The 24,708-nt window shown below is 70.5% G+C and carries 25 protein-coding genes; 7 read left to right on the top strand and 18 right to left on the bottom strand.

Annotated elements, in window-relative coordinates; all coding sequences use genetic code 11:
- Window positions 1-72: 72 nt before the first annotated feature.
- The 3 genes from OHS16_RS23990 to hisI form a co-directional block, all read right to left on the bottom strand.
- The gene (locus OHS16_RS23990) at window positions 73-732 is read right to left on the bottom strand and encodes a TIGR02234 family membrane protein (RefSeq protein WP_328539308.1); all 660 of its coding nucleotides are present in this window, start codon (window positions 730-732) and stop codon (window positions 73-75) included.
- A complete protein-coding gene (locus OHS16_RS23985) occupies window positions 732-2,234 on the bottom strand; it encodes an anthranilate synthase component I (protein WP_328539307.1) in 1,503 nt (500 codons plus the stop codon). The genes OHS16_RS23990 and OHS16_RS23985 overlap by 1 nt, the downstream gene beginning before the upstream one ends.
- A gap of 89 nt (window positions 2,235-2,323) precedes the next feature.
- Entirely contained in the window at window positions 2,324-2,683 is a 360-nt protein-coding gene (gene hisI, locus OHS16_RS23980) for a phosphoribosyl-AMP cyclohydrolase (protein WP_328539306.1), read from the bottom strand.
- 84 nt (window positions 2,684-2,767) lie between these two features.
- Between hisI and OHS16_RS23975 the strand changes: the two genes are divergently transcribed.
- Window positions 2,768-3,400 (top strand): TIGR03085 family metal-binding protein, encoded by a 633-nt coding sequence (locus tag OHS16_RS23975; protein WP_328539305.1) that lies wholly within the window; start codon window positions 2,768-2,770, stop codon window positions 3,398-3,400.
- 66 nt (window positions 3,401-3,466) lie between these two features.
- Here the strand turns inward: OHS16_RS23975 and OHS16_RS23970 are convergent, their stop codons facing one another.
- The gene (locus OHS16_RS23970) at window positions 3,467-4,708 is read right to left on the bottom strand and encodes an MFS transporter (protein WP_328539304.1); all 1,242 of its coding nucleotides are present in this window, start codon (window positions 4,706-4,708) and stop codon (window positions 3,467-3,469) included.
- 162 nt (window positions 4,709-4,870) lie between these two features.
- Window positions 4,871-5,464, bottom strand: a complete 594-nt coding sequence (locus tag OHS16_RS23965; RefSeq protein ID WP_328539303.1) for an ArsR/SmtB family transcription factor — start codon at window positions 5,462-5,464, stop codon at window positions 4,871-4,873.
- Window positions 5,465-5,879: 415 nt separating this feature from the next.
- Between OHS16_RS23965 and OHS16_RS23960 the strand changes: the two genes are divergently transcribed.
- Window positions 5,880-6,674, top strand: a complete 795-nt coding sequence (locus tag OHS16_RS23960) for an alpha/beta fold hydrolase (RefSeq protein WP_328539302.1) — start codon at window positions 5,880-5,882, stop codon at window positions 6,672-6,674.
- Window positions 6,675-6,815: 141 nt separating this feature from the next.
- Here OHS16_RS23960 and hisF read toward each other — a convergent pair whose 3' ends face one another.
- Genes hisF through hisD form a run of 8 tightly spaced genes read right to left on the bottom strand, consistent with a single transcriptional unit; the run spans window position 6,816 to window position 12,601 of the window.
- Complete coding sequence (gene hisF, locus OHS16_RS23955; protein ID WP_328539301.1) at window positions 6,816-7,571, bottom strand: imidazole glycerol phosphate synthase subunit HisF; 756 nt, start codon at window positions 7,569-7,571, stop codon at window positions 6,816-6,818.
- Window positions 7,568-7,963 (bottom strand): RidA family protein, encoded by a 396-nt coding sequence (locus OHS16_RS23950; RefSeq protein ID WP_328539300.1) that lies wholly within the window; start codon window positions 7,961-7,963, stop codon window positions 7,568-7,570. Before OHS16_RS23950 ends, hisF begins: the two co-directional genes overlap by 4 nt.
- Window positions 7,960-8,697 (bottom strand): bifunctional 1-(5-phosphoribosyl)-5-((5-phosphoribosylamino)methylideneamino)imidazole-4-carboxamide isomerase/phosphoribosylanthranilate isomerase PriA, encoded by a 738-nt coding sequence (gene priA / locus OHS16_RS23945; protein WP_328539299.1) that lies wholly within the window; start codon window positions 8,695-8,697, stop codon window positions 7,960-7,962. The genes OHS16_RS23950 and priA overlap by 4 nt, the downstream gene beginning before the upstream one ends.
- Window positions 8,697-9,353 (bottom strand): imidazole glycerol phosphate synthase subunit HisH, encoded by a 657-nt coding sequence (hisH, locus tag OHS16_RS23940; RefSeq protein ID WP_328539298.1) that lies wholly within the window; start codon window positions 9,351-9,353, stop codon window positions 8,697-8,699. The genes priA and hisH overlap by 1 nt, the downstream gene beginning before the upstream one ends.
- Entirely contained in the window at window positions 9,350-9,517 is a 168-nt protein-coding gene (locus OHS16_RS23935; protein WP_328539297.1) for a hypothetical protein, read from the bottom strand. The genes hisH and OHS16_RS23935 overlap by 4 nt, the downstream gene beginning before the upstream one ends.
- Window positions 9,518-9,519: 2 nt before the next feature.
- A complete protein-coding gene (gene hisB, locus OHS16_RS23930) occupies window positions 9,520-10,113 on the bottom strand; it encodes an imidazoleglycerol-phosphate dehydratase HisB (RefSeq protein WP_328540966.1) in 594 nt (197 codons plus the stop codon).
- Between the two features lie 5 nt (window positions 10,114-10,118).
- Window positions 10,119-11,282 (bottom strand): histidinol-phosphate transaminase, encoded by a 1,164-nt coding sequence (locus OHS16_RS23925; RefSeq protein ID WP_328539296.1) that lies wholly within the window; start codon window positions 11,280-11,282, stop codon window positions 10,119-10,121.
- Complete coding sequence (gene hisD / locus OHS16_RS23920; RefSeq protein WP_328539295.1) at window positions 11,279-12,601, bottom strand: histidinol dehydrogenase; 1,323 nt, start codon at window positions 12,599-12,601, stop codon at window positions 11,279-11,281. The genes OHS16_RS23925 and hisD overlap by 4 nt, the downstream gene beginning before the upstream one ends.
- Before the next feature lie 184 nt (window positions 12,602-12,785).
- On the opposite strand from hisD, the gene OHS16_RS23915 reads away from it, so the two are divergent.
- The 4 genes from OHS16_RS23915 (at window position 12,786) to ybaK (ending at window position 16,776) form a co-directional block, all read left to right on the top strand.
- Window positions 12,786-14,324 (top strand): oxidoreductase, encoded by a 1,539-nt coding sequence (locus OHS16_RS23915; protein WP_443042789.1) that lies wholly within the window; start codon window positions 12,786-12,788, stop codon window positions 14,322-14,324.
- A 153-nt stretch (window positions 14,325-14,477) separates the two neighbouring features.
- On the top strand, window positions 14,478-15,494 hold the full coding sequence (locus OHS16_RS23910) for a hypothetical protein (RefSeq protein WP_328539294.1): 1,017 nt from the start codon (window positions 14,478-14,480) through the stop codon (window positions 15,492-15,494).
- A 5-nt stretch (window positions 15,495-15,499) separates the two neighbouring features.
- The gene (locus tag OHS16_RS23905; RefSeq protein WP_328539293.1) at window positions 15,500-16,243 is read left to right on the top strand and encodes an LON peptidase substrate-binding domain-containing protein; all 744 of its coding nucleotides are present in this window, start codon (window positions 15,500-15,502) and stop codon (window positions 16,241-16,243) included.
- A 35-nt stretch (window positions 16,244-16,278) separates the two neighbouring features.
- The gene (gene ybaK, locus OHS16_RS23900) at window positions 16,279-16,776 is read left to right on the top strand and encodes a Cys-tRNA(Pro) deacylase (RefSeq protein ID WP_328539292.1); all 498 of its coding nucleotides are present in this window, start codon (window positions 16,279-16,281) and stop codon (window positions 16,774-16,776) included.
- Window positions 16,777-16,805: 29 nt separating this feature from the next.
- Here the strand turns inward: ybaK and OHS16_RS23895 are convergent, their stop codons facing one another.
- From OHS16_RS23895 to OHS16_RS23880, 4 genes are all read right to left on the bottom strand, one after another.
- The gene (locus OHS16_RS23895) at window positions 16,806-17,495 is read right to left on the bottom strand and encodes a hypothetical protein (protein WP_328539291.1); all 690 of its coding nucleotides are present in this window, start codon (window positions 17,493-17,495) and stop codon (window positions 16,806-16,808) included.
- 34 nt (window positions 17,496-17,529) lie between these two features.
- Window positions 17,530-18,348 (bottom strand): ABC transporter permease, encoded by an 819-nt coding sequence (locus tag OHS16_RS23890; protein WP_443042685.1) that lies wholly within the window; start codon window positions 18,346-18,348, stop codon window positions 17,530-17,532.
- Window positions 18,345-19,316, bottom strand: a complete 972-nt coding sequence (locus OHS16_RS23885) for an ABC transporter ATP-binding protein (protein WP_328540963.1) — start codon at window positions 19,314-19,316, stop codon at window positions 18,345-18,347. The genes OHS16_RS23890 and OHS16_RS23885 overlap by 4 nt, the downstream gene beginning before the upstream one ends.
- 89 nt (window positions 19,317-19,405) lie before the next feature.
- Window positions 19,406-20,656, bottom strand: a complete 1,251-nt coding sequence (locus tag OHS16_RS23880) for an NYN domain-containing protein (RefSeq protein ID WP_328539290.1) — start codon at window positions 20,654-20,656, stop codon at window positions 19,406-19,408.
- Between the two features lie 238 nt (window positions 20,657-20,894).
- Here OHS16_RS23880 and OHS16_RS23875 point away from each other — a divergent pair, with 238 nt between their 5' ends.
- A complete protein-coding gene (locus tag OHS16_RS23875) occupies window positions 20,895-21,083 on the top strand; it encodes a hypothetical protein (RefSeq protein WP_328539289.1) in 189 nt (62 codons plus the stop codon).
- Between the two features lie 82 nt (window positions 21,084-21,165).
- On the opposite strand, the gene dnaE is transcribed toward OHS16_RS23875, so the two are convergent.
- A complete protein-coding gene (gene dnaE / locus OHS16_RS23870) occupies window positions 21,166-24,702 on the bottom strand; it encodes a DNA polymerase III subunit alpha (RefSeq protein ID WP_328539288.1) in 3,537 nt (1,178 codons plus the stop codon).
- Window positions 24,703-24,708: the final 6 nt, after the last annotated feature.

Here is a 24,708-nt window from a genome sequence, read left to right as displayed (position 1 = left end):
GTAAGTCAAAAAGCTCACTCACATTGTCGCGCACCCGGGCCCCCCGGCGTGAACCGGGGGGTGAGCTGAGCGTCACGCCTCGCGGGTGGGGTCCTCACCGCGGTCCAGCGCCTTCCAGATCTCCTCGGGCCGCTCCGGGTCCGGCGCCTTGCGGGCGGCCCGCCGCTGGCGGGGGGTGCCGTCGCGTTCGTAACGGCCGGACATGGCCGGCCACTGCCTGCCGTAGCGCAGGGCCAGCAGGCCGGCGAAAAGGATCAGCAGGCTGCCCACGGCGGTCACATAGGGCCACGCCGTGTGGGAGAGCGAGCCGATGGTGGCGGCGGTGTTGCCTGCCGCGCGGGCGGCCTTCTCGTCCAGCGCGCTGCTGTCCTGCGCACCGATGAAGGCGGCCACGGCGGCCCCGGCGCCGCAGAGCGCCAGCAGAGCCGCGACCAGCACCCGGCCCGCGCTGCGTACCGCGAAGATCGCGACGAGTGCGGCAAGGCCCACTATCGCGAGTGCGGTCGGGACACCGGTGACATCCCCGCCGTCGGCGGAGAGCGGCAGGGAGCCGCCACCGCCGATGGCGGCCTTGCCCTCGGCCCATGTCCGGCCTGAGGCGAGGAGGACGACCGCAGCGCCGAGCGCACCGAGCATCAGGGCGGCGGCAAGACTGCGGCGGCCGCCCGAGGAGGCGGCGGCCGGTCCTGTTTCGGATCGGGGTGGGGGTACGGCGCTACTCACGCACTCCACTATCCCCTACCCGGTGACGGCGCTGCGAGGCGGTTCGCCGTACCGACGGCCCGCAGCACCGCGGCGGCCTTGTTGCGGCACTCGTTGTCCTCGGACACCGGATCGGAATCGGCAACAACACCCGCTCCGGCCTGAACATACGCGGTGCCGTCGCGGAGCAGCGCGGTACGGATGGCGATCGCGGTGTCGGAGTCGCCCGCGAAGTCCAGATAGCCGACGCAGCCTCCGTAGAGTCCGCGCCTGGAGGGCTCCACCTCGTCGATGATCTGCATGGCGCGTGGCTTGGGCGCTCCGGAGAGGGTGCCTGCGGGGAAACAGGCGGTGAGTACGTCGAACGCGGTGCGCCCCTCGGCGACCCGGCCGGTCACGGTGGAGACGATGTGCATGACGTGGGAGTACTTCTCGACGGACATGAAGTCCACCACCTCGACGGAACCCGGTTCGCACACCCGGCCCAGGTCGTTGCGGCCGAGGTCCACCAGCATCAGATGCTCGGCGCGCTCCTTGGGGTCGGCGAGCAGTTCGTCGGCGAGTTCCTGGTCCTCGCGCGGGGTGGCCCCCCGGTGCCTGGTCCCCGCGATGGGGTGGACCATCGCCCGCCCGTCCTCGACCTTGACCAGCGCCTCGGGGCTGGAGCCGACGACGTCGAAGCCGTCGAACCGGAACAGGTACATGTACGGCGACGGGTTGGTGGCCCGCAGCACCCGGTAGACGTCCAGTGCGCTCGCCGTGCAGGGGGTCTCGAAGCGCTGCGAGGGCACGACCTGGAAGGCCTCGCCGGCCCTGATCCGCTCCTTGATGTCGTCGACGGTGTCCTGGTAGGCCTTGCCGCCCCACAGCGCGGTGTACTCCGGCAGCTCGGAGGCCGGCAGCGCGACCGGCGCGGTCTCGGTGGCGCGCGCGAGGCCGGCCTCCATGGTGTCGAGCCGGGCCACGGCGTCGGCGTACGCCTCGTCGACCCCGGTCTCGAGGTCGTTGTGGTTGATCGCGTTGGCGATCAGCAGGACCGAACCGTCCCAGTGGTCCAGCACCGCGAGGTCCGATGTGAGCAGCATGGTCAGCTCGGGGAGTTTGAGGTCGTCGCGTTCGCCCGGGCCGATCTTCTCCAGCCGGCGCACGATGTCGTATCCGAGATAGCCGACCATTCCCCCGGTGAAGGGCGGCAGCCCGGCTGACAGGTCGTGCGGGGTGTGCAGCGCCTCGACGGTTGCGCGCAGCGCCTGCAGCGGGTCACCGTCGACGGGGACGCCGACCGGCGGGACGCCGTCCCAGTGGGTCTGCCCTGCCCGCTCGGTGAGGGTGGCGGCGCAGCGCACTCCGATGAAGGAGTAACGGGACCAGGAGCGCCCGTTCTCGGCGGACTCCAGGAGGAAGGTGCCCGTCCGCTCCGCCGCGAGCTTGCGGTAGAGGCCCACCGGGGTGTCGCCGTCGGCGAGCAGTCTGCGGCTGACGGGGATGACACGGCGGTCTGCGGCCAGTTTGCGGAAGGTCTCCAGGTCCATGGCGGAAAGCTTAGGGGGCCGGACAGGTAGTTCCCGCTGCCCGGCCCCGGGGGCCGCCCGGGGCCGGGCCGGGTCCGGGACAGCGGGACCTATCCGAGCAGCACGTCCGCGTCGAAGCAGGTCCGGTCCCCGGTGTGGCATGCCGCACCCACCTGATCCACCTTCACCAGAATCGTGTCGGCGTCACAGTCCAGGGCCACGGACCTGACGTGCTGGACATGGCCGGATGTATCGCCCTTGACCCAGTACTCCTGGCGGCTGCGCGACCAGTAGGTGCAGCGGCCGGTGGTGAGCGTGCGGTGAAGGGCCTCGTCGTCCATCCACCCGAGCATCAGCACTTCACCCGTGTCGAACTGTTGTGCGATGGCCGGAATCAGACCATCCGCGGTGCGCTTGAGGCGGGCGGTGATGTCGGGGGCGAGGCTGCTGGCGCCGGGCGTGCTGCTCATGGGGTCCATTGTGCCGTGGCCACGGGCCGCGGCAGTGCGCCGTCCACTGGGCGGAACACAGGCCGCGGTCGTACGCTGGCGGGCATGTCGACCCATGCCAAGCGCGAACGACTTCTCCTGGCCGATCTGTTGGAAGCGGCGGGGCCCGACGCCCCGACCCTCTGCCACGGCTGGCGGACCCGCGAGCTCGCCGCCCATGTGGTGGTGCGCGAACGCCGTCTCGACGCGGCGGGCGGGATCATGATCGACGCGCTCAGGGGGCGCCTCGACCGGGTCCAGGGCGAATTCGCCGCGAAGCCCTACGAGGAACTGATCCAGCTGATCCGTACCGGGCCGCCGAAGTTCTCGCCCTTCTCGGTCAAGCAGATCGACGAGGGCGCCAACGCGGTCGAGTTCTTCGTGCACGCGGAGGACGTCCGGCGGGCGCAGCCCGACTGGTCGCCGCGCGAGCTGGACCCGGTCTTCTCGGAAGCGCTGTGGAAGCGGCTGGAAAAGGCGGCCAGGCTGATCGGCCGCAAGGCGCCGGTGGGGCTGGTGCTGCGCCGCCCGGACGGCCAGACCGCGGTCGCGCACCGCGGCACCCCGGTGGTGACGGTCACCGGCGAGCCGGGCGAGCTGACCATCTTCGCCTTCGGCCGGCAGGAGGCGGCGAAGGTGGAGCTGGAGGGCGACAAGGACGCGTCGGCAAGGGCGCTCGAGGCCAAGCTCGGGATGTGACGGCGCCGGCCGGTGCGGTCGCACCGTGTGGCCGGCGAGCGCACGGTGCGGTCAGCGGCAGTGCCGTCAGTGCGGGAGTTCGACGCGGCGCAGCACCCGGGAGGCGAGCCCGGTCAGGGCGCCCGTGGCACAGACTGCCGCGCTGGCGACGAAGACCGGGCCGGTGCCCCAGGCGCCGATCGCCGCACCGGTCACCGGGTAACTGAGCGGCGCGATCCCGAGGCTGAAGAGGGTGGCGACCGAGGTGACCCGGCCCAGGTAGGCGGGTGCGGTCACGGTCTGCAGCAAGGCCCCGCAGATCGCTCCGCTCAGCCCTGCCAGGGCCCCGATGAGGGCGCCGGCGGCGGCGGCGAGCACGACCGAAGGGGCGAAGGCGAGACCGACGGCGGAGGCCGCCCCGCCGAGCAGAGCGCACGACTGGACCAGCCCGGCCCGCGGTATCCGTCCCCGTACCGCGAGCAGCAGCGAGGCTGCTCCGGCGCCGGTTCCGAACGCCGCGACGATCCAGCCCATCCCGGCGGCGCCCCAGCCGCGCTGCTGGGCGAGCAGGGTGAGCCCGATGTTCATCGGACCGACGAAACCGAGCTCGCCGACCGCGAGGACAACCATCAGCGGGGCCAGCACCCGGTGGCTCCGGATGTAGCGCAACCCGTCGGCGAGCCGGCGCCATGCGGTGCTCTCGCTCCTCGCCCCGCCGGCCAGGGGCGACATCCGCACCGTGAGCAGCAGCGCCAGCGAGACCGCGAAGAGGGCGCCTGCCGCGGTGAAGGCGGCCACTGATCCGCCGAGCGCGACCGCGAGGCCGCCGATCGGCGCACCGGTGACGTTGGCGATCCGGGCGGCAAGCCCCCGCAGCCCCTGAACCCGGCCGAGCTGCCCCTCCGTGGTAATCCGCGGCGGCAACGCGCCGACGGCCGGCAGAAACAGCGCGTCGACCACGCCGAAGACCAGCGCCGTCGCGATCAGCAGCCCGAGTGCGGGGCCGGTGAACAGCAGACAGGCGGCCATCCCGAGGATGATCACGGACCGGGCGGCATCGCTGCCGATGACGACCCGGCGCGGTCCGAAGCGGTCGGCGAACACTCCCCCGCCCAGCATCAGCAGGGCCCGGGGCACGGAGCCGACAGCGAGCACGAGGCCGGCCTGCGCGGGACTTCCCACGCGGGCCGCCGCCCAGGAGAGCGCCAGATAGTAGACGCTGTCGCCGACCATCGACGCGGTGTAGGCGGCGAGCCAGCGCAGCACGTTGCCGTCGCGGTGGGCGGGGCGTTCCAGCGGAACCGCGGGTATGACAGCGGTCGTGCTCATGCTGGCCGGTCCTCTCGGTCTCGGATACGGATCGGTCTCCGGTGCGGACGGGTTGGTGCGTGCGGACACGTCCTTCCGCGGTCGGGTCGCGGTCGGGTCTGTGGTGCGGATCGGCCTTCGCGCCACGGATCAGGCGCGCGACACCCGGCAGCCGCCCGTTGATCAGACACGGAACGGGAAGCCGTACACATGCAGTGCGACGTTCTCGCGGCCGGCGGTGTCGCCCGCTTCCTCGGCCCGGCGGGCCATCTCGCTGTATCTCCGCATCAGGGCGTCCATCTCCCTGCTGAGCTCCGCGAGCTCGGGCGCGGTGAGCCGTGGCAGATACTCGCTGCCGAAGGACGCGCTGCGCCACTCGGGCGGCCAGGCGGACCGGGAGTCCAGGTGGGCGCGGTACATGTCGGCGTGCTGCTCGAAGGCCATCCTGCCGACCGCGGCATGGGTCGCGGCCTTCTCCGGGGCATCTCTGAAGTCCTCGTCGTGGAAACTGAGGCCCTGTGCCACGACCTGCCACCACCGCTCGCGGCCGTCGCCGCTCTGCGCCTCGGCCTGCTCGATCAGCCCGTGTTCGGCGAGCTTGCGCAGATGGTAGCTGACCAGCGAAACAGCCTCGTCGACCTGTTCGGCGAGGTGCGAAGCGGTGGCCGTGCGGGCGACGTAGAGCGAGCGGTAGAGGCGCATCCGCAACGGGTGCCCGAACGCCTTCAGGGTGTCGAGATCGGTGATCCTGCGGAGTTCTCCGGGCGCGTCTGCCATGCCTCCACCGTAAACAGAAAAGAAAACTTGCACAATATTATTTGCGCAATTTGATGTGCGTGGATCGGCCGGGCGCCACGGGCCGGTCGCCGAGAAGCTGCCGGGCTGCGGGCGGTGGGCGCGAGGAAGACCTCGACCGCGTCGGCGAGGCGCGCCAGGACGTCCGGTGAGCCGCTCGAAGCGGCGCAGCCGGTTCAGGACGGTGTCGCGGTGACAGGAGAGGCGGGCGCGGGCGGCGCCGCGTTCCCCCGGTGCCCAGCCGGACGGCGGAGCACAGAGCCGCCTTCCCGCGGACAGGCGCCCGCAGGTACCCGTGCGGGGCGCGAGGTGCTGGGCACCCGCCAGGACGTCCGGGGCGCCGGTGCACCCGCACACCCCCGGCGCATCGGACGGTGTCCGCACCTACCTTGTGCGCATGACCTCTGCGCCGCACACGCCGCACACCCTGCGCACATCCGACGGGCTGTCCCTGCGCTACTACGCGTGGGGAGAGGAGAGCGCCCGGCCACCGGTACTGCTGCTGCACGGCTTCGCCGCACACGCCAGGCTCAACTGGGAGTCGTCGGGCGTGGTGGACGCACTGGTCGCCCGGGGCCGCCGGGTGCTCGCCCTCGATGCCCGTGGCCACGGCTCGTCCGCCAAGCCCGAGGACCCGGGCAGTTACGGGGAGCGGGTGATGGCCCGCGATGTCGGCGAGCTGATCGATCTGACGGGGGCCGGCCGGATCCATCTGGCGGGCTACTCGATGGGCGCCGTGGTCGCCCTGCTCGCCGCGACCGCCGACCCGCGTATCACCCGGCTGGTGATCGGCGGGGTGGGCGCGGGTGTGGTGGAGGTCGGCGGCCTCGACACCAGGGCGATGCCGGTGGAGCTGGTGGCCCGGGCGCTGAGCGTCGACGACCCGGCGGACGCGCCCGCCGCGGCGGCCGCGTTCCGGATGCTGGCCGACGCGGTGGGCGCACACCGGCCCGCGCTGGTCGCCCACTTGGGGGCGGCGCAGCGCGGGCCGATGCCACTGGAACGGATCAGGATTCCGGCACTGGTACTGGCCGGGGACAAGGACCCGCTGGCCGTCCGCCCCGAGGTGCTGGCCGCCGCCGTCGACGGGGCCCTGCTGCGGGTGCTGCCGGGTGACCACCTGACCGTGGTGCGCGATCCCGGGTTCGCTTCGTCCATCGCCGGTTTCCTGACGGACGACGACGCACCCTGACAGGGAACGGACCCGTCCGCCTTCGGGGAGCCACCGGGTGGAAACCCCCGTATTCGTCGGCGGTTTCCACATGGCGGCTCGTCTGTCGCCGGGCACCGGCCGGAACACCGGTCTTCGCACTGCGGGCGGACCGGGCTGCCGCTATCTGACCGGGTGACCGGCCCCCCGCAGTGTGTCCTTGACCTGGGAGATCCGCAGATCGCCGAAGTGGAAGACCGACGCGGCGAGCACCGCGTCCGCGCCGGCGGTGATGGCCGGCGGGAAGTGGCCGAGGGCCCCGGCGCCGCCACTCGCGATGACCGGGACGGTGACATGACTGCGCACCGCCGCGATCATCTCGGTGTCGTAGCCATCCTTGGTGCCGTCCGCGTCCATGGAGTTGAGCAGGATCTCGCCCGCGCCCAGTTCGGCGGCCCGGTGCGCCCATTCCACGGCGTCGATGCCGGTTCCCTTGCGTCCGCCGTGCGTGGTGACCTCGAACGAGCCGTCGGCGGCGCGCCGGGCGTCGACGGACAGGACGAGCACCTGGCGTCCGAAGCGCTCGGCGATCTCCCGGATGAGTTCCGGGCGGGCGATGGCCGCCGTGTTGACACCCACCTTGTCCGCGCCGGCCCGCAGCAGCTTGTCCACGTCCTCGGTGGTCCGTACGCCGCCGCCGACAGTGAGCGGGATGAAGACCTGCTCGGCGGTGCGGCGCACCACGTCGTAGGTCGTCTCACGATTGCCCGACGAGGCGGTGATGTCGAGGAAGGTCAACTCGTCGGCGCCCTCGGCGTCATAGAGCTTGGCCATCTCGACGGGGTCTCCCGCGTCGCGCAGATTCCGGAAGTTGACGCCCTTGACGACCCGGCCGTTGTCCACGTCGAGGCATGGGATGACCCGTACGGCGAGTGTCATGCGGAGTCCCCCCGATATGCGTCGACCTCGACCTCGACGACCAGGCTCGGGTCGATGAAGCCGGAGACGATGAGCATCGAGGCGGCCGGGCGCACCGTGCCGAACAGCTCCTTGTGGGCGCGGCCCACCTCCTCGACGTCCCGGGCGTGGGTGATGTACATCCTGGTGCGGACCACGTGCCGGGCCCCGAGACCGAGTTGCCCGAGCGCGTCGATGGCGACACCGAAGGCGGTGACAGCCTGGTCGTAGGGGCCGCCGGCCGAGATCTGGCCGTTGACGATCGAGGTGCAGCCGGAGACGAGGACCAGACCGTTCGGGAGTTCCACCGCGCGGGAGTAACCGACGCTCTCCTCCCACGGCCCGCCCGATGTGATGCGGCGGACTTCGCTCATACCGACACCACTTCGAGCGCCTCCTGAAGGGTGAAGGCCTTCGCGTACAGCGCCTTGCCGACGATCGCGCCCTCGACGCCCGCGGGAACCAGCGAGGCGATGGCCCGCAGGTCGTCCAGGGAGGAGACACCGCCCGATGCGACGACGGGCTTGTCGGTGGCGGCGCAGACGTTCTTCAGCAGTTCCAGGTTGGGGCCCTGAAGGGTGCCGTCCTTGGCGATGTCGGTGACGACATAGCGGGCGCAGCCCTCGGCGTCGAGCCGGGCCAGCGTCTCGTAGAGGTCGCCGCCGTCACGGGTCCAGCCCCGGCCACGCAGCGTCGTACCCCGCACGTCGAGTCCGACGGCGATCCTGTCGCCGTACTCGGCGATGATTTTGGCGACCCATTCGGGGCTCTCCAGGGCGGCTGTGCCGAGATTGACCCGGGTGCAGCCGGTGGCCAGCGCGGCGGCGAGCGAGGCGTCGTCACGGATGCCGCCCGACAGCTCGACCTTGATGTCCATCGCCTCGGCCACCTCGGAGATCAGCTGCCGGTTGTCGCCGGTGCCGAAGGCCGCGTCGAGGTCCACCAGATGCAGCCACTCGGCGCCGGCGCGCTGCCAGGCGAGTGCGGCTTCCAGCGGGGAACCGTAGGAGGTCTCCGAGCCGGACTCGCCATGGACGAGACGGACCGCCTGGCCGTCGCGGACATCGACGGCGGGGAGGAGTTCGAGCTTCTTCTGCAACGCAGACATCACAGGGTTCCGATCCAGTTGGTCAGCAGCTGGGCGCCGGCGTCGCCGGACTTCTCGGGGTGGAACTGGGTGGCCCTCAGCGGGCCGTTCTCCACGGCGGCCACGAAGCGCTCGCCATGAGTGGCCCAGGTCACGCGCGGGGCGCGGATCCTGGCGTTGGTGACTTCCAGCGACCAGTCGTGCGCCGCGTAGGAGTGCACGAAGTAGAAGCGCGCTCCTGGGTCGACGCCGGCGAAGAGCTCGGAGTCCTCGGGGGGCTCAACGGTGTTCCACCCCATGTGCGGTACGACGTCGGCCTTGAGCGGACCGACCGTACCGGGCCACTCGTCGAGGCCCGTGGTCTCCACACCGTGCTCGATGCCGCGCTCGAAGAGGATCTGCATCCCGACGCAGATGCCCATGACCGGCCGGCCGCCGGCCAGCCGGCGGCCGACGATCCAGTCGCCGCGGGCCTCCTTGAGGCCCTGCATGCAGGCCGAGAAGGCTCCGACGCCGGGCACGAGCAGCCCGTCGGCGTTCATCGCCCGGTCGAAGTCGCGGGTGATCTCGACATCCGCACCGACGTGGGCGAGGGCGCGCTCCGCCGATCGGACATTGCCGAAGCCGTAGTCGAAGACCACGACCTTCTTGCGCGCGGTCGTCCCGGGCGCGCTCATGACCAGATCCCCTGGATACGCATCACACCCGCGGCCAGGCACATCACCGAGCCGAGGGAGAGCAGGATGAGCAGGCTCGCGGGCATCTTCTGCTTGTAGAAGGAGTAGACACCGCCGAGCAGGAACAGTCCGACGACGATCAGGATGGTGTTGAGGCCAGTCATGCTTACAGTGCGCCCTTGGTCGAAGGAAGGATGCCCGCGGCACGCGGGTCGTGTTCGGACGCGTAACGCAGTGCGCGGGCCAGGGCCTTGAACTGACACTCCACGATGTGGTGTGCGTTGCGTCCGTACGGTACGTGCACATGCAGCGCGATCTGTGCCTGGGCGACGAACGACTCCAGGATGTGCCGGGTCATCGTCGTGTCGTAGGAGCCGATCATCGGCGCCATGTTCTCCGGCTCGGTGTGCACCAGATACGGACGGCCGGAGAGATCCACGGTGACCTGGGCGAGGGACTCGTCCAACGGAACCGTGCAGTTGCCGAACCGGTAGATCCCCACCTTGTCGCCCAGCGCCTGCTTGAAGGCGGCGCCGATCGCCAGCGCCGTGTCCTCGATGGTGTGGTGGGAGTCGATGTGCAGATCGCCGTCGGTCTTGACCGTGAGGTCGAAGAGCCCGTGGCGGCCCAGCTGGTCGAGCATGTGGTCGTAGAAGCCGACGCCTGTCGACACATCGACCCTGCCGGTGCCGTCGAGGTTGATCTCGACGACGACCGAGGTCTCCTTGGTGGTGCGTTCCACACGTCCGATGCGGCCCACGCGAGTCATGCGGTGATCTCCTTGTGCAGTGCGCGTGCCGCTTCGAGGAACGCGTCGTTCTCGGCCGGGGTGCCCACGGAGACCCGCAGCCACCCGGGAACCCCGTTGTCCCTGATCAGGACGCCGTGTTCGAGGATCGCCCGCCATGCGACGCGGGCGTCGTCGAAGCGACCGAACTGGATGAAGTTGGCGTCCGACGCGGTGACGTCGTAGCCGATGGAGCGCAGCTCGGCGACCAGACGGTCGCGTTCGGCCTTCAGCTGCTCGACGTACTGCAGCAGGGTATCGGTGTGCTCCAGGGCGGCGAGCGCGGTGGCCTGGGTGATGGACGACAGGTGGTACGGCAGCCGTACCAGCTGGACGGCGTCCACCACGGCGGGGTCCGCGGCGAGGTAGCCGAGCCGCAGGCCCGCCGCGCCGAAGGCCTTGGACATGGTGCGGGAGAGCACCAGGTTGGGGCGGCCCTCGATCAGCGGGAGCAGCGAGGGCGCGTGGCTGAACTCGCCGTACGCCTCGTCGACCACGACCATCGACGGACCCGCCGCCTGAGCGGCGTCGAACAGCGCGACGACCGTTTCGGTGTCCACGGCCGTGCCGGTCGGATTGTTGGGCGAGGTGATGAAGACGACATCCGGCTTGTGCTCGGCGATGGCCCGCTCGGCCGCCGCGACGTCGATGGTGAAGTCGTCGTTGCGCGGGCCGGAGATCCAGCCGGTGCCGGTGCCGCGTGCGATCAGGGCATGCATCGAGTACGAGGGTTCGAAGCCGATGGCGGTGCGTCCTGGCCCGCCGAAGGTCTGCAGCAGCTGCTGGATGACCTCGTTCGAACCGTTCGCCGCCCACACATGGGCCGTGGAGACGTGGTGCCCGGCGGTGCGGCTGAGGTACCTGGCGAGTTCGGTACGCAGCTCGACCGCGTCCCGGTCGGGGTAGCGGTTGAGGGAGCGGGCCGCCTCCCGTACCCGTTCGGTGATGCGTTCGACCAGCACATCGGGCAGCGGGTACGGGTTCTCGTTGGTGTTCAGCCGTACGGCGACATCCAGCTGGGGCGCGCCGTAGGGGGACTTGCCGCGCAGCTCCTCCCGTACCGGCAGATCGTCGATACGTGCCGCACCGGTGTCCGCCACGCGGGGGCCGGTCACGGAGCCGGTCGGGTCGGGGTGTGTCATGCGTTCGGCACCTTCCAGTCGAAGCGCGCCCTCATTGCGGCGCCGTGCGCGGGCAGATCCTCGGCGTCGGCGAGCGTCACCACGTGGTGGGTGACCTCGGCGAGCGCGTCGCGGGTGTAGTCCACGACATGGATGCCGCGCAGGAACGACTGGACCGAGAGGCCGGACGAGTGGCAGGCGCAGCCACCGGTCGGCAGGACGTGGTTGGAGCCCGCGCAGTAGTCACCGAGCGAGACCGGGGCCCAGGGGCCGACGAAGACCGCTCCGGCGTTGCGTACCCGGTCGGCCACCGCGGCGGCGTCGGCGGTCTGGATCTCCAGGTGTTCGGCGCCGTACGCGTCGACGACCTTCAGGCCGTCGTCAATGGACTCGACCAGGACGATCGCGGACTGCTTGCCCTGGAGTGCCGGGACGATCCGGTCCTCGACGTGCTTGGTCGCGGCGATCTGCGGGACCAGTTCCCTCTCGACCGCGTCGGCGAGCTCCGGGGAGTCGGTGACCAGCACTGCGGCCGCCAGCGGGTCGTGCTCGGCCTGGCTGATCAGGTCCGCCGCGACATGCGCCGGGTCAGCGGTGGAGTCGGCGAGAACCGCGATCTCGGTGGGGCCCGCTTCGGTGTCGATGCCGATGCGGCCGGTGAAGTACCGCTTGGCCGCGGCGACCCAGATGTTGCCGGGGCCGGTGACCATGTCCGCCGGGGCGCAGGACTCTGTGCCGTACGCGAACATCGCGACGGCGGTTGCCCCGCCGGCCGCGTACACCTCGTCGACGCCGAGCAGCGCGCAGGCCGCCAGGATCGTCGGGTGCGGCAGGCCGCCCGACTCCTTCTGCGCGGGGGATGCGAGGGCGATCGACTCGACGCCGGCCTCCTGGGCGGGGACCACGTTCATGATCACCGAGGACGGGTACACGGAACGTCCGCCCGGGGCATAGAGCCCCACCCGCCCGACCGGCACCCATTTCTCGGTGACCTGGCCGCCGGGGACGACCTGGGTGGTGTGGTCGCTGCGGCGCTGGGCGCGGTGCACCAGCCTGGCGCGGCGGATGGACTCCTCGAGTGCCGCCCTGACCTCCGGATCGAGCTGTGCGAGTGCGGCACTCAGCGCCTCGGCGGGCACCCGCACCCGTGCGAGCTGCACACCGTCGAATTTCTCCGCGTACTCGACCAGCGCCGCGTCGCCGCGATGATGCACGTCCTCGCAGATGGGCCGGACCTTTTCCAGGGCGGCCTGTACGTCGAAGTCGGCACGGGGCAGCAGGTCGCGCAGCGCGCCGCCCTCGGGGAGGGCGTCGCCGCGCAGATCGATTCGTGAGATCACGGGGCCAATTCTCTCAGACCGGCCGGGGCCACCGGTCGCCCGTATCAGTGGCTGATACACGCCACGGACGCCTCTCGTGACCATTAGCGTTCAGTCCATCACTCATGGGCAGGAAGGGGCGGCAGTGACCGAGGCGCAGCACGACGACGATGCGCCCGACTGGCTGACCGGTGCCGAAGTCGGCATGTGGCAGGCCTTCCGCAACGGCAGCACCTACGATCTTCGCACTCGCAATCCGGTACTCGACGATCCGCTCTCCACGCGCGCCTGGGGGCCCGAGCGCACCGTCCGCGCCCGGGTGGTCGCGCTGCTGCTGCTCGACGGTCCGCAGGCGCTCGCCGGGCGGGTCGCCGCACTCAAGCTGAGAGGCGTGCAGATCAGCGGCACGCTCGACCTCGCGGGCGGCACCGTCGAGCCGTACATGGAGCTGAACGACTGCCGTTTCGAGAACGAAGTAGTGATGCCCGAGTGCCGGGTGAACACGGTCCGGATGGTCGGCTGCGCCCTTCCGCGCCTGGAGGCGGCCCGGCTGCACACGGAGGGTGACCTGCATCTGCCCCGCTGCCATGTGGCACGCGGCATCCGTCTCACCGACGCTCAGATCGGCACCGATCTGCTGCTCAACATGCTGGTGGTGCATCCGGACCGGATGGGGCGTTCGATCGCCGCGGACGGACTGACGGTCGGCCAGGACCTGCAAGCCGAGATGATCGAGTCGCACGGCGAGGTGAGTCTCCGCGCGGCGCGGATCGGCGTCTCACTGAGCCTCAACGGCAGCAGGCTGCTCAACCCCGGCGGCCGCCGGGCACTGAACGCGCCCCAGCTCACGGTGGAGCGCACGCTGTACCTGACGGCCGCCGGGGTGGCCCCCGACGGCGCCGGCACCGGGGCCACACCCCCGTACGGAACGGGGACCACTCCGCGGTTCGGCACCCGGCTCCAGCCGTTCGAATGCAACGGCGGGGTCCGGCTGGACGACGGGCGCTTCGGCGATGCCGTGGATCTCCGGAGCGCGAAATTCCGGATGCAGGGCGAGCAGGAACTCTCGCTGCGCCGGATCCAGACCCCGGAACTGCGCTTCCTCGGGGAGCGCCCCGACCAGGGCCGCGTGGTTCTCTCCGGCGCCAAGGTGGTCAATCTGGTCGACATGTCGACCAGCTGGCCCGGCCCCGGCGGCCTCGCCATGGGCGGCTTCAGCTACGAGAATCTGGTCCCGGTCGGCCACTTCCCGCTGGACCGCAGGCTGGAATGGGTGACGGCGGCCACCCCGGAATACGCCCCCGAACCCTATGAGCGGCTGGCCTCGGTGCTGCGCAACAGCGGCGAGGACGCCGATGCCCGCGAGGTGCTGCTGGCCAAACAGCGCAGACGACGCGAGACACTCCCGCTGGCCGCGAAACTGTGGGGCTACCTCCAGGACTGGACCGTGGCCTACGGCTACCGGCCCGGGCGGGCCGCGCTGTGGATGGCGGTGCTGTGGGCGGCGGGCACCGTGGCGTTCTCGCGCTACGACCCGGCGGCGATGAACGCGGACGAGCATCCGCAGTGGAACGCCGCCCTGTATGCCCTGGATCTACTGATTCCGGTGATCAATCTCGGCCAGGACGGCTACTGGAAACTCTCCGGCGGCTGGCAGTGGGTGGCCGCGTCGCTGGTCCTGCTCGGCTGGATCCTCGCCACCACTATCGCGGCCGGGGCCTCCCGGCTGCTGCGCAGAGGGTAGCGGGACACCCCGGGAAGCGCTGATTCTTCCGGGAGTTGACCCACGTCTTTACCGCCCCTTGACTGTGTGCCGTACAACCATCACGGCCGATACGAACTCTTCACAGCTTGCCCCTGGCGCCCTCCTCACCTGCGGTTTTCAATGGTCCGCACCATGTCTTACCTTCGCTCCCTGATCGGCACCGCGCGCAGGCTGCGGCCCAGGCCACAGCCTGCCGCCGGGCTGCCCTTCGACAACGAGGTACTCCTCGACGTCCCCGACGAGCGGCTGGCCCCCGCGCTCGTCGCCGCGGCGAACGGGGAGTACGAACCGGCCGCCAAGCTCCTCGCCACCACCCGCGACGCGGCCGAGTGGGAGGACCGGGACCGCTACACCGCACGGCTCGCCGCCTTCACCCTCAGCCGTGAGGACTGGCTCTCGGACTGGCTGGCGGCGGCCCCCTACGACCCGGACGCCCGGTTGCTCAAGGCCCAGCTCGCGGTGCTCAAGGCCTGGGACTCGCCCGCGCGCGCCGAGCGGCTGCGGGAGGTCGGTCCGCTGATCGACGCGGCCGCCGCCGGCGACCCGCACGACCCGGTGCCCTGGCGGATAGCGCTGGACCACGCCCGGGGTGTGCACGCCCCGCACACCGCCTTCGAAACCCTCTGGGAGCAGGCACTCCACCGCTCGTCCCGGCACTACGGCTGCCATGTCGCGGCCCTCCAGTACCTCTCGGCCCAGTGGTACGGCTCGCACCGCGAGTGCTTCGACTTCGCCGAGCAGGCCGCCGACGACGCACAGCCGGACTCGCTGATCCAGGCGCTGCCGGTGCGTGCCGCCTTCGCCTACCTCCTCAGCGGCGGCCATCTGGCCATCGCGCGGGAGCGGATGGACGCCGCGGCCGACCGGGCGATCGCGCTGTCCTCCGGATATCCGGCCGGCGACATCTGGCCGGCGGAGATGCGGAACCTGCTGGTGTACGTGCTGGTCAGCCGCGAGCGGTGGACCGAGGCACTGGAGCAGTTCCGGCTGATCGGCCCGTATGTGACGTCGTTCCCGTGGGCGCAGCTGAACGACGATCCGCTGGGCCGGTTCCTGGAACTGCGGGCCGGCGCACGGCTGCGGGCCGCTCCGGGGCGGCCGGTGTACGGCAGGGCGGAGCACACCCGGGCCGACGGCCATTACGCTTGACCGCTGTGACCACCGCGCGCCTCCCTCTCTTCCCGCTGAACTCGGTTCTGTTCCCGGGCCTCGTGCTGCCGCTGAACATCTTCGAGGAGCGTTATCGCGCCATGATGCGCGACCTGCTGAAGGTGGACGACGAGGCCGAGCCCCGTCGCTTCGCCGTGGTCGCCATCCGGGACGGCCACGAGGTCGCCCCGACCGCGCCCGGTCTGCCGGACGGCACACCGGCGCCCGAGCCGGGCCCGGCCGCCGGATTCGGCGACGACCCGCTGCGGTCCTTCCACGAAGTGGGCTGCATCGCGGACGCCGCGACGATCCGCGAGCGCGACGACGGCAGCTTCGAGGTACTGGCGACCGGCACCGCCCGGGTCAGGATCCGCTCGGTGGAAGCGAGCGGGCCGTATCTGACGGCCGAGGTCGAGGAGCTCGCCGAGGACCCCGGCGACGAGGCCACCGCGCTCGCCGAAGGTGTGCTGCGTGCCTTCCGCACCTACCAGAAGCGGCTGGCGGGAGCGCGCGAGCGTTCGCTGTCGACCGGCGCGGATCTGCCGGACGAGCCGTCGGTTGTCTCGTATCTCGTCGCGGCCGCCGTCGTTCTGGACGTACCCGCGAGGCAGCGGCTGCTCGAGGCGGCCGACGTCGAGACCCGCCTGCGGGAGGAACTCGCCCTGCTGCGGGCGGAGACCGCGGTGATCCGCCATCTTCCCTCGCTGCCCGCCACCGAGCTGACACGCGCCCCGACGAATCTCAACTGACGCGTACCCCAGGCCCGCACAAGGAGCAGCCCCCCGTGGCGAAGAAGCCGAAGAAGCAGCCGGGCGGCACCCCCGCCACCGTCGCGCTGACCGCGGCAGGTACCGCGTACACCCTGCATGCCTATGAGCACGACCCCGCTGCGGCGTCCTACGGTGAGGAGGCGGCCACGGCGCTCGGCGTCACCCCCGACCGGGTCTTCAAGACGCTGCTGGCCGAGGTCGACGGCGAACTGACGGTCGCCGTCGTGCCTGTCTCCGGCTCCCTCGACCTCAAGGCCCTGGCCGCCGCGGTGGGCGGCAAACGCGCCGGGATGGCGGACCCGGCGGCTGCCGAGCGTGCCACCGGATACGTGCGCGGCGGCATCTCACCGCTGGGCCAGCGCAGACGGCTGCGCACGGTGCTGGACGCGTCGGCTTCCGCGCATCCCACGATCTGTGTCTCGGCGGGACGTCGGGGTCTGGAGGTCGAGCTGGCGCCGGGTGATCTGGCCGGGCTCACCGCGGCCGCGATGGCGCCGATCGGGCGGGCGTAGGCCGCCGGGATCGTTCGTCCGGACAGCCCTCAGGCCCCCGGCCCGTCCTGCGGACGGTCGCCAGGCCCGGACGGCAGCGGATGCGACGCCATGCCGTAGTCCCCGGCGCCCCACACCGGCTCGGGGTCCCGGGGGCCGAAGACCGCTGTGACTCCGAGGTGCACCAGCATGGCCGCGACCGGCCAGGCCAGCAGAGCGCCCTTCGCCGCCAGCTTCAGTGGCGCGTCGAAGGGGACGCCCTTCCCCGCGTGCTGCGCCGCGGCGACCACATCGTCCGTCGGGCCGAGCCAGACGCCGAGACCCCAGGCGACCAGGGAGCCGAGCAGACCGCCCACCGCGAGGGCGATCACCAGCGGCACCCCACCACGCCTGCGGAAGAGGAACACGGCGAGCGCGCTCACCAGGCCGAAGGCGAGACCCAGCAGGGCGAACACTCCGTCCGCGCCGATCGCCTCCTCCCCCTCGGAGTCCTTGAGGAAGACGGTCGAGCCGTCGGAGACCAGCGGGACGCGAGGGGCGAGCCACACCCACAGCAGGCCGAGGAGCACCCCCGCCACCGTGACCAGCAGCACGACGAGCGCCGCCTGGATCACTTCCGCCCGCATCCCGGGGCCGCTCTCCTCGGCCGTGCCCGGCCAGGGGGTGGCGCCCGATGGGCTCTTCTGCCACGGGTCGTGTTCGGGCTGCGGCTGGTGAGGAGGTGTCAGCGGTGCGGTCACCCTGCCATCGTGCCAGGCCGTCCTGTGCGCCGCCTCACCGGACTGCCGCCCGGCGGTACGCCCAGGTGGCGACGGCCAGCGAGGCCACTCCGACAGCCGTGCAGACCGCCAGATCGAAAGCGACGGCCGACCAGTCGGGGCGGGCGGCGAAGGTGCGGGCCAGGGCCTCCACGCCGTACGTCGACGGCAGCAGATCGCGGGCCCAGACGATCGGCTCGGGCAGTCGGCCGGCCGGCAGCACGCCGAGGAGCAGGGCGGCGGACATGCCCAACTGTCCTAGTAGGGTGGCGAGTTCCTGGCGCGGTGCGAGCAGGCCGAGCGCTGCGCCGAGCCCGGCCAGCGCCGCCCCTGCCAGCGGGATCACCGCTGCGAGCACCCACAGATGTGTCAGTGGCAGCTGAAACAGCACCGAGCCGGCCACCGCGGTGACGACGGTGCCGGGGACGGTGAAGGAGGCATACGCCCCGGCCGTGCCCAGCACCACCGATGCCGGCGGCACCGGCAGCGTGGCGTAGTGATCGAGACCTCCGCTCGCCCGCAGCGAGCCGAAGTACTGGGCGAGCAGGTTGAGCGCGACGAACGCGACGACCAGGACGGAGGAGCCCGCCACCACGGCGCGGGCCTCGTCGCCGCCGTCGACGACTCCGCGCATCAGGATCATGATCCCGACCGACTGGAAGGTGGCCACGAACAGCAGCGGAATACGGGACACCCGGGCCCTGGACAGCTGAGCCCGGTAGACGGCGGCCAGCGCGGGCAGCAGCCGGGCACGGGGCGCGAGGGGCGCCGCACCGCTGTCGGGCTCGCCGTGCGCCGCCTTCGTCACCGTCCCGGAGGGGATCACGGCGGTCACGCCTTCACCAGCCCCTTCGTACGGCCGCCGAGCGCCAGATAGACGTCCTCGAGGCTCGGCGTGGACAGCGTGAAGTCGTCGAGTGCGGCGAAGGCGGGTCCACCGGTCACGGTGGCGACAGCCGCACGTGCCGCGTCGGGGGCCAGCCGCAGCACCCAGCGGCGGCCGGATTCCTGGGCGGACTCGCGCAGCGCCGCGACCTCGGGAAGGCCGATCGGCGCCCGTTCCCGCCAGACGAGCTCTACCCGCACCTCACCGGCGATCTCCGCCTTCAGTCCGGCCGGGGTGTCGCAGGCGATCACCCGGCCGCGTTCGATCACCGCCACCCGGTCCAGTACGGTCTCGGCCTCGATGACGTTGTGGGTGACGAGCAGTACGGTCGTCCCTCGTTCGGCCCGGCGCCGGTCGACCGCCGCCCACACCGCGCGCCGGGCGACCGGGTCCATCCCGGTGGTGGGCTCGTCCAGTACCAGGACCGCCCGTTCGCCGACCAGCGTCGTGGCGAAGCAGGCAAGACGCCGCTGCCCGCCGGAGAGCTTCTTCAGCGCCCGCCCGGAGATCTCACCCAGCCCGAGCTCGTCGACCACCGCGTCCCGCTCCCGCCGCGCGTCCCGTACCGAGAGACCGCGGAGCCTTCCGGTGGTCTCGGCGGCGAGCGCGACGGTCAGTTCGTCGAGGGCGGTGGACTCCTGTCCCAGGTAGCCGAGCAGCCGTGCGGCCCGCTCCGGATGCCGCACCAGATCATGGCCGAGGACCTCGACACTTCCCGAATCCGGCCGCATCAGCCCGGTGAGCTGCCGGACCAGGGTGGATTTGCCCGCACCGTTGGGCCCGAGCAGCCCGAAGATCTCACCGCGGCGTACCGAGAGCGAGATCCCGTCGGTGGCCCGCACCTCGGCCGTGGCGGGAGTCCCGCGCCTGCCGCGCGTGGCGGGGTACGTCTTCACCAGATCGCGCACCACGCACACATTGCCCGTACTCACGAGGTACGAGCCTACGGGGTTCAACCACTTCCGGTGCCGCCGGGGGCGTTTCGCCCCGCGGTGACACGCTGCCGCTACTCCCCCGCCGCCGGGCGGTCCGCCGCTGCCCGCACATCGATCTCCCGCCAGAACCCTGCCCGGATCGCATAGCGGTCGTGCTCGTCGATCTGGTCGTCCTTGTGCGCGAGCAGCCCGAACCGGGCCGCGTACCGCAGCAACTCTCCGTCGATGCGGTGCGGAATCCGCGGATACATCGCCGAAAGCTTCTGCACGTGTCCGGGCTCAGGCAGCCGCTCCATCCACCGCCGGGCGAAGACCTGACCGACCTCGAAGGGGTCGCCGCCGACCGTGGTGATGTCCTCCTCGCGGTCCGCCCACCGCTGCTCCGCGCTGGTCAGCTGGGCCAGCGTGGGCAGCGAAGCGGTCTCCGGCGGCTCGCCCGCCTGCCCGCCGGGCCGCTCGACCCAGCCGCGCTCGGACGACCAGCGCAGCGTCGCGCTCGCCGGGTGCGGGGCGACGGGCTGGGGGCCGTGGGTCCGCAGCCCGGCGAGGTCCTTGGGGGTGGGCACCCCCTTGCCCGCGGTGTGCTCCCGCTCCGCGTCGGCCGGCGCCTCCGCCGTCCCGGCCGGCGCCGGGCCTTCGTGCAGGCCTGCTGCCCGGGCGGCGCGTTCCGCGGACGCGGCGAGCGCGGACTCCGGAAGCGGCGCCGAGAGGATCGCGGCGATTTCCGGACGGGGCACCGGCGGAGGTGCGCAGACCCCGCCGAGATCCTTGGCGCGCACGGCCTTGGTGATCCAGGTCCGGTCAAGGACCCTGCGCTCGTCGGCCTCGGCGACCAGGTCCTCCGACTGGTTGTAGTCGCCGTCGGCGGCCTGCACCGCCCAGAGGTGAACCGCGACCCCGTGCTCCTTGGCGGACATCAGACCGGGGAGCAGATCCCCGTCCCCTGTGACGAGCACGATGTCGGAGCAGGCGCGATTTCTGGCCAGCTCGGTCAGCTCCGCGTGCATCGCGGCGTCGACACCCTTCTGCGCCCAGCGGCCGTCGCTGCGGGTCAGCGCTCCCAGCCGTACGGTCACCCGCGGCATCACCCGCAGCCTGCGGTGCTCCGGCTGCGGCACCCGGTCGGGGGCGCCGTCGAACCAGTAGATCCGGAGCAGGGGCTGCTGCGTGTCGTCCTCGGCCCGTTCCCGCAGGCCCTGGATGAGAGCGGCGTGATCGACGGTGATGCGGGAGCGGGCGGGCTCCCCGGCGAGCAGACTCGCGGCGGCGCCCAGCAGGTATCCGGCGTCCACCAGGACTACGCAGCGGTCCACGCGATCCACCCTCTTTCGGGTACCTCGGGAGAAGGGGAAGTCTTTTCGGGCTTCCTTCGAGTCTGCCCGACCGCATGAGGGTTATCGGCCGGAACTCGATCATCGGCGTGGCGCAGCGTGAAGTTGCGGCGAAGTTGCCTGGCACAAGGCCTTATTACGCACGGTAATGATCCAAAATGCGGCGGTATGCTCGGTATGTGAGTCTGGCAGCGGCCCTGGCCCCTAGTCCCCCTCAAGGAGGCACCCCATGGCCAAGCACAAGAACCGGAACAAGCAGGACAGCCAGCACGATCGCTCCTCCGCCGCGGAGCGCGGTCAGCAGGACGCGCAGTCCAGCTCCTTCGAGTCGCAGAACCAGACACAGCCCCAGTCCATGCCGCAGGGCAGCCCGGCTGATGTTGCGCGTAAGCACCAGCGGCGCTTCGGTCACAACTGACCCCAGCCGCAATGCATTCGAGGGGCGCGCCGTGCACGGCGCGCCCTCGAGGGGTTACAGGGGGCCGGCCGGCCCGGGTTGATCAGCCTGCCAGGCAGGCAGGGCCGAGCAGCACCTTCAGATCACCGAAGAGAGCCGGATCCGGCTGTACCCGGTGGCGGTCGAGCCGGAGGACCGTGGTCTTCCGGGCTCCCTGGAGCTTGATCCGCACCTCGGAATTGCCGCGGTGGTGGGAGAGGATCTCGCCGAGCCTGCTGACCATCGGCGGTGTGACCTTCACGGTGGGGATGGTGATCGTCACCGGTGCGTTGGTGCCGGCCGACGAGAGGTCCGGGACCTGCATCTCCATGGCGACGAGCCGTGGGATGTCCTCCCGCTTGTCGAGGCGTCCCTTGACGAAGACCACGGTGTCCTCGACCAGCTGGGTCGAGACCAGCTGGTAGGTCGCGGGGAAGAACATGCACTCGATGGAGCCCGCGAGATCCTCGACGGTGGCGATCGCCCAGGCGTTGCCCTGTTTGGTCATCTTGCGCTGCAGGCCCGAGATGATCCCGCCGATGGTGACCACGGCGCCGTCCGAGTGCTCACCTCCGGTCAACTGGGCGATGGCCGCGTCGCTCTTGTCGGAAAGGACGTGTTCCAGGCCGAAGAGCGGGTGGTCGGACACATAGAGCCCGAGCATCTCCCGTTCCTGGGCGAGCAGATAGGACTTCTCCCATTCGATGTCGGAGAACTCGACGTCCAGCCCGAAGCCCGGCTCGCTGCTCTCCTCCTCGCCGCCGCCGAAGAGATCGAACTGCCCCTCGGCCTCCTTGCGCTTGACCGCGACCACGTTGTCGATCATCGGCTCGAAATGCGCGGTGAGCCCCTTGCGGGTGTGCCCCATCTCGTCGAAGGCACCCGCCTTGATGAGCGATTCCGTGGTGCGCTTGTTGCAGGCCGCCGCCTCGACCTTGTCGAGGTAGTCGGGGAAGGAGCTGTACTTCCCCTTGGCCTTGCGCGAGCGGATGATCGACTCCACCACGTTGGTACCGACGTTGCGGACCGCGGTGAGGCCGAAGAGGATCACGTCGTCGCCCTGGGCGGCGAAGTTGGCCTCCGATTCGTTCACGTTGGGCGGCAGCACCTTGATGCCCATGCGCCGGCACTCGTTGAGGTAGATCGCGGACTTGTCCTTGTCGTCGCGCACCGAGGTGAGCAGCGCGGCCATGTACTCGGCCGGGTAGTTCGCCTTGAGGTAGGCGGTCCAGTAGGTGACGAGGCCGTACGCGGAGGAGTGCGCCTTGTTGAAGGCGTATCCGGCGAAGGGCACGAGGACGTCCCAGAGTGCCTTGATCGCCGCATCGGAGAAGTTGTTCTTCTTGGCACCGGCCTGGAAGAGAACGAAGTTCTTCTCCAGCTCGTCAGCCTTCTTCTTGCCCATCACCCGGCGCAGGATGTCGGCCTCGCCGAGCGAGTAACCGGCGACGATCTGAGCGGCCTTCTGCACCTGCTCCTGGTACACGATCAGGCCGTAGGTGAGGCCGAGGACCTCCTTGAGGGGCTCCTCCAGCTCCGGGTGGATCGGGGTGATGTCCTGGCGGTTGTTCTTGCGTTCCGCGTAGTTGGTGTGCGAGTTCATGCCCATCGGGCCCGGCCGGTAGAGGGCCGAGACGGCGGAAATGTCCTCGAAGTTGTCGGGCTGCATCTGGCGGAGCAGGGAGCGCATCGGGCCGCCGTCGAACTGGAACACCCCGAGCGTGTCACCCCGGCAGAGCAGTTCGAAGGTCTTCGGGTCGTCCAGCGGGAGGGACAGCATCTCCAGATCGATGCCCTTGTTGGCCCTCACCATCTTGACCGCGTCGTCCATGATCGTGAGGTTGCGCAGACCCAGGAAGTCCATCTTCAGCAGGCCGAGCGACTCGCACTGCGGGTAGTCCCACTGCGTGATGGTGACGTTGTCGGTGTGCCTGACCCAGACCGGGGCGTGGTCGACGATGGGTTCGCTGGACATGATCACGCCGGCCGCGTGCACACCCATCTGCCGGACCAGGCCCTCGACGCCCTTGGCGGTGTCGATGACCTTCTTCACGTCCGGTTCGTTCTCGTACATCCCCCGGATCTCGCCCGCCTCGTTGTAGCGCGGGTGCTTCGGGTCGGTGATACCGCTGAGATCGATCCCCTTGCCGAGGACGTCGGCGGGCATCGCCTTGGTGAGACGGTCGCCCATCGCGTACGGATAGCCCAGGACGCGTGCCGAGTCCTTGATCGCGTTCTTGGCCTTGATCTTTCCGTAGGTGCCGATCATGGCGACCTTGTCGGCGCCGTACTTCTCGGTCACGTACCGGATCACTTCGACGCGCCTGCGCTCGTCGAAGTCGATGTCGACATCGGGCATGGAGACGCGCTCGGGGTTGAGGAACCGCTCGAAGATCAGCCCGTGCGTGATCGGGTCGAGGTCGGTGATACCCATGGCATAGGCGACGATCGAGCCGGCCGCCGAGCCACGGCCGGGGCCGACCGCGATGCCGTTGTTCTTGGCCCACATGATGAAGTCGGCGACGACGAGGAAGTATCCCGGGAACCCCATCTGGATGATGATGTCCATCTCGTACTCCGCCTGCTTCTGGCGGTCGTCGGGCACACCTGCCGGGTAGCGGCGCTCCATGCCGACCCGGACCTCCTCCTGGAACCAGGTGATCTCGGTGAAGCCGTCCGGGATGTCGAACTTCGGCATCAGATCGCGCTTCTCGAACATGCCGGTGGTGTCGATCTGCTCCGCGACCAGGAGCGTGTTGGCGCAGCCCTGCTGCCAGGCGTCCGACGAGTCGATGGCGTACATCTCGTCGGTGGACTTGAGGTAGTAGCCGGTGCCGTCGAAGCGGAAGCGGTCCGGGTCCGAGAGGTTCTTGCCCGTCTGGATGCAGAGCAGGGCGTCATGCGCGCTCGCCTCGTGGGCGTACGTGTAGTGCGAGTCGTTGGTCACCAGCGGCGGGATGCCGAGCTTCTTGCCGATCTCCAGCAGGCCCTCGCGGACCCGGCGTTCGATCTCGATGCCGTGGTCCATCAGCTCCAGGAAATAGCGGCCCTCACCGAAGATGTCCCGGTAGTCGGATGCCGCCTGCAGCGCCTCGTCGAACTGGCCGAGCCGCAGCCGGGTCTGCACCTCGCCCGATGGACAGCCGGTGGAGGCGATCAGGCCGTCGGACCACTGGGAGATCGTCTCCTTGTCCATGCGCGGCCACTTCGTCAGCCATCCCTCGGCGTAGGCGTCCGACGAGAGCTTGAAGAGGTTGTGCAGCCCCGTGCTGTTCGCCGCCCAGATCGTCTTGTGCGTGTAACCGCCCGAACCGGACACATCGTCGCGCTTCTGGTGTGGCTGGCCCCACTTGACCTTGCGCTTGTTCCGCCGCGATTCCGGTGCGACATACGCCTCGATGCCGATGATCGGCGTGACGCCCGACTTCTGCGCCGTGTGGAAGAAGTCGTACGCCCCGTGGAGGTTGCCGTGGTCGGACATGGCGATGTGCGACATCCCCATCTCGTTGCACGCGTTGAACATGTCCTTGAGCCGCGCGGCACCGTCCAGCATGGAGTACTGCGTGTGGACGTGGAGGTGCGTGAAGGGCGGCTTGGTCACGGTGGG

The sequence above is a fragment of the Streptomyces sp. NBC_00344 genome, from assembly GCF_036088315.1.
Taxonomy (GTDB): Bacteria; Actinomycetota; Actinomycetes; order Streptomycetales; family Streptomycetaceae; genus Streptomyces.
This window is presented reverse-complemented; position numbering and strand designations above follow the sequence as displayed.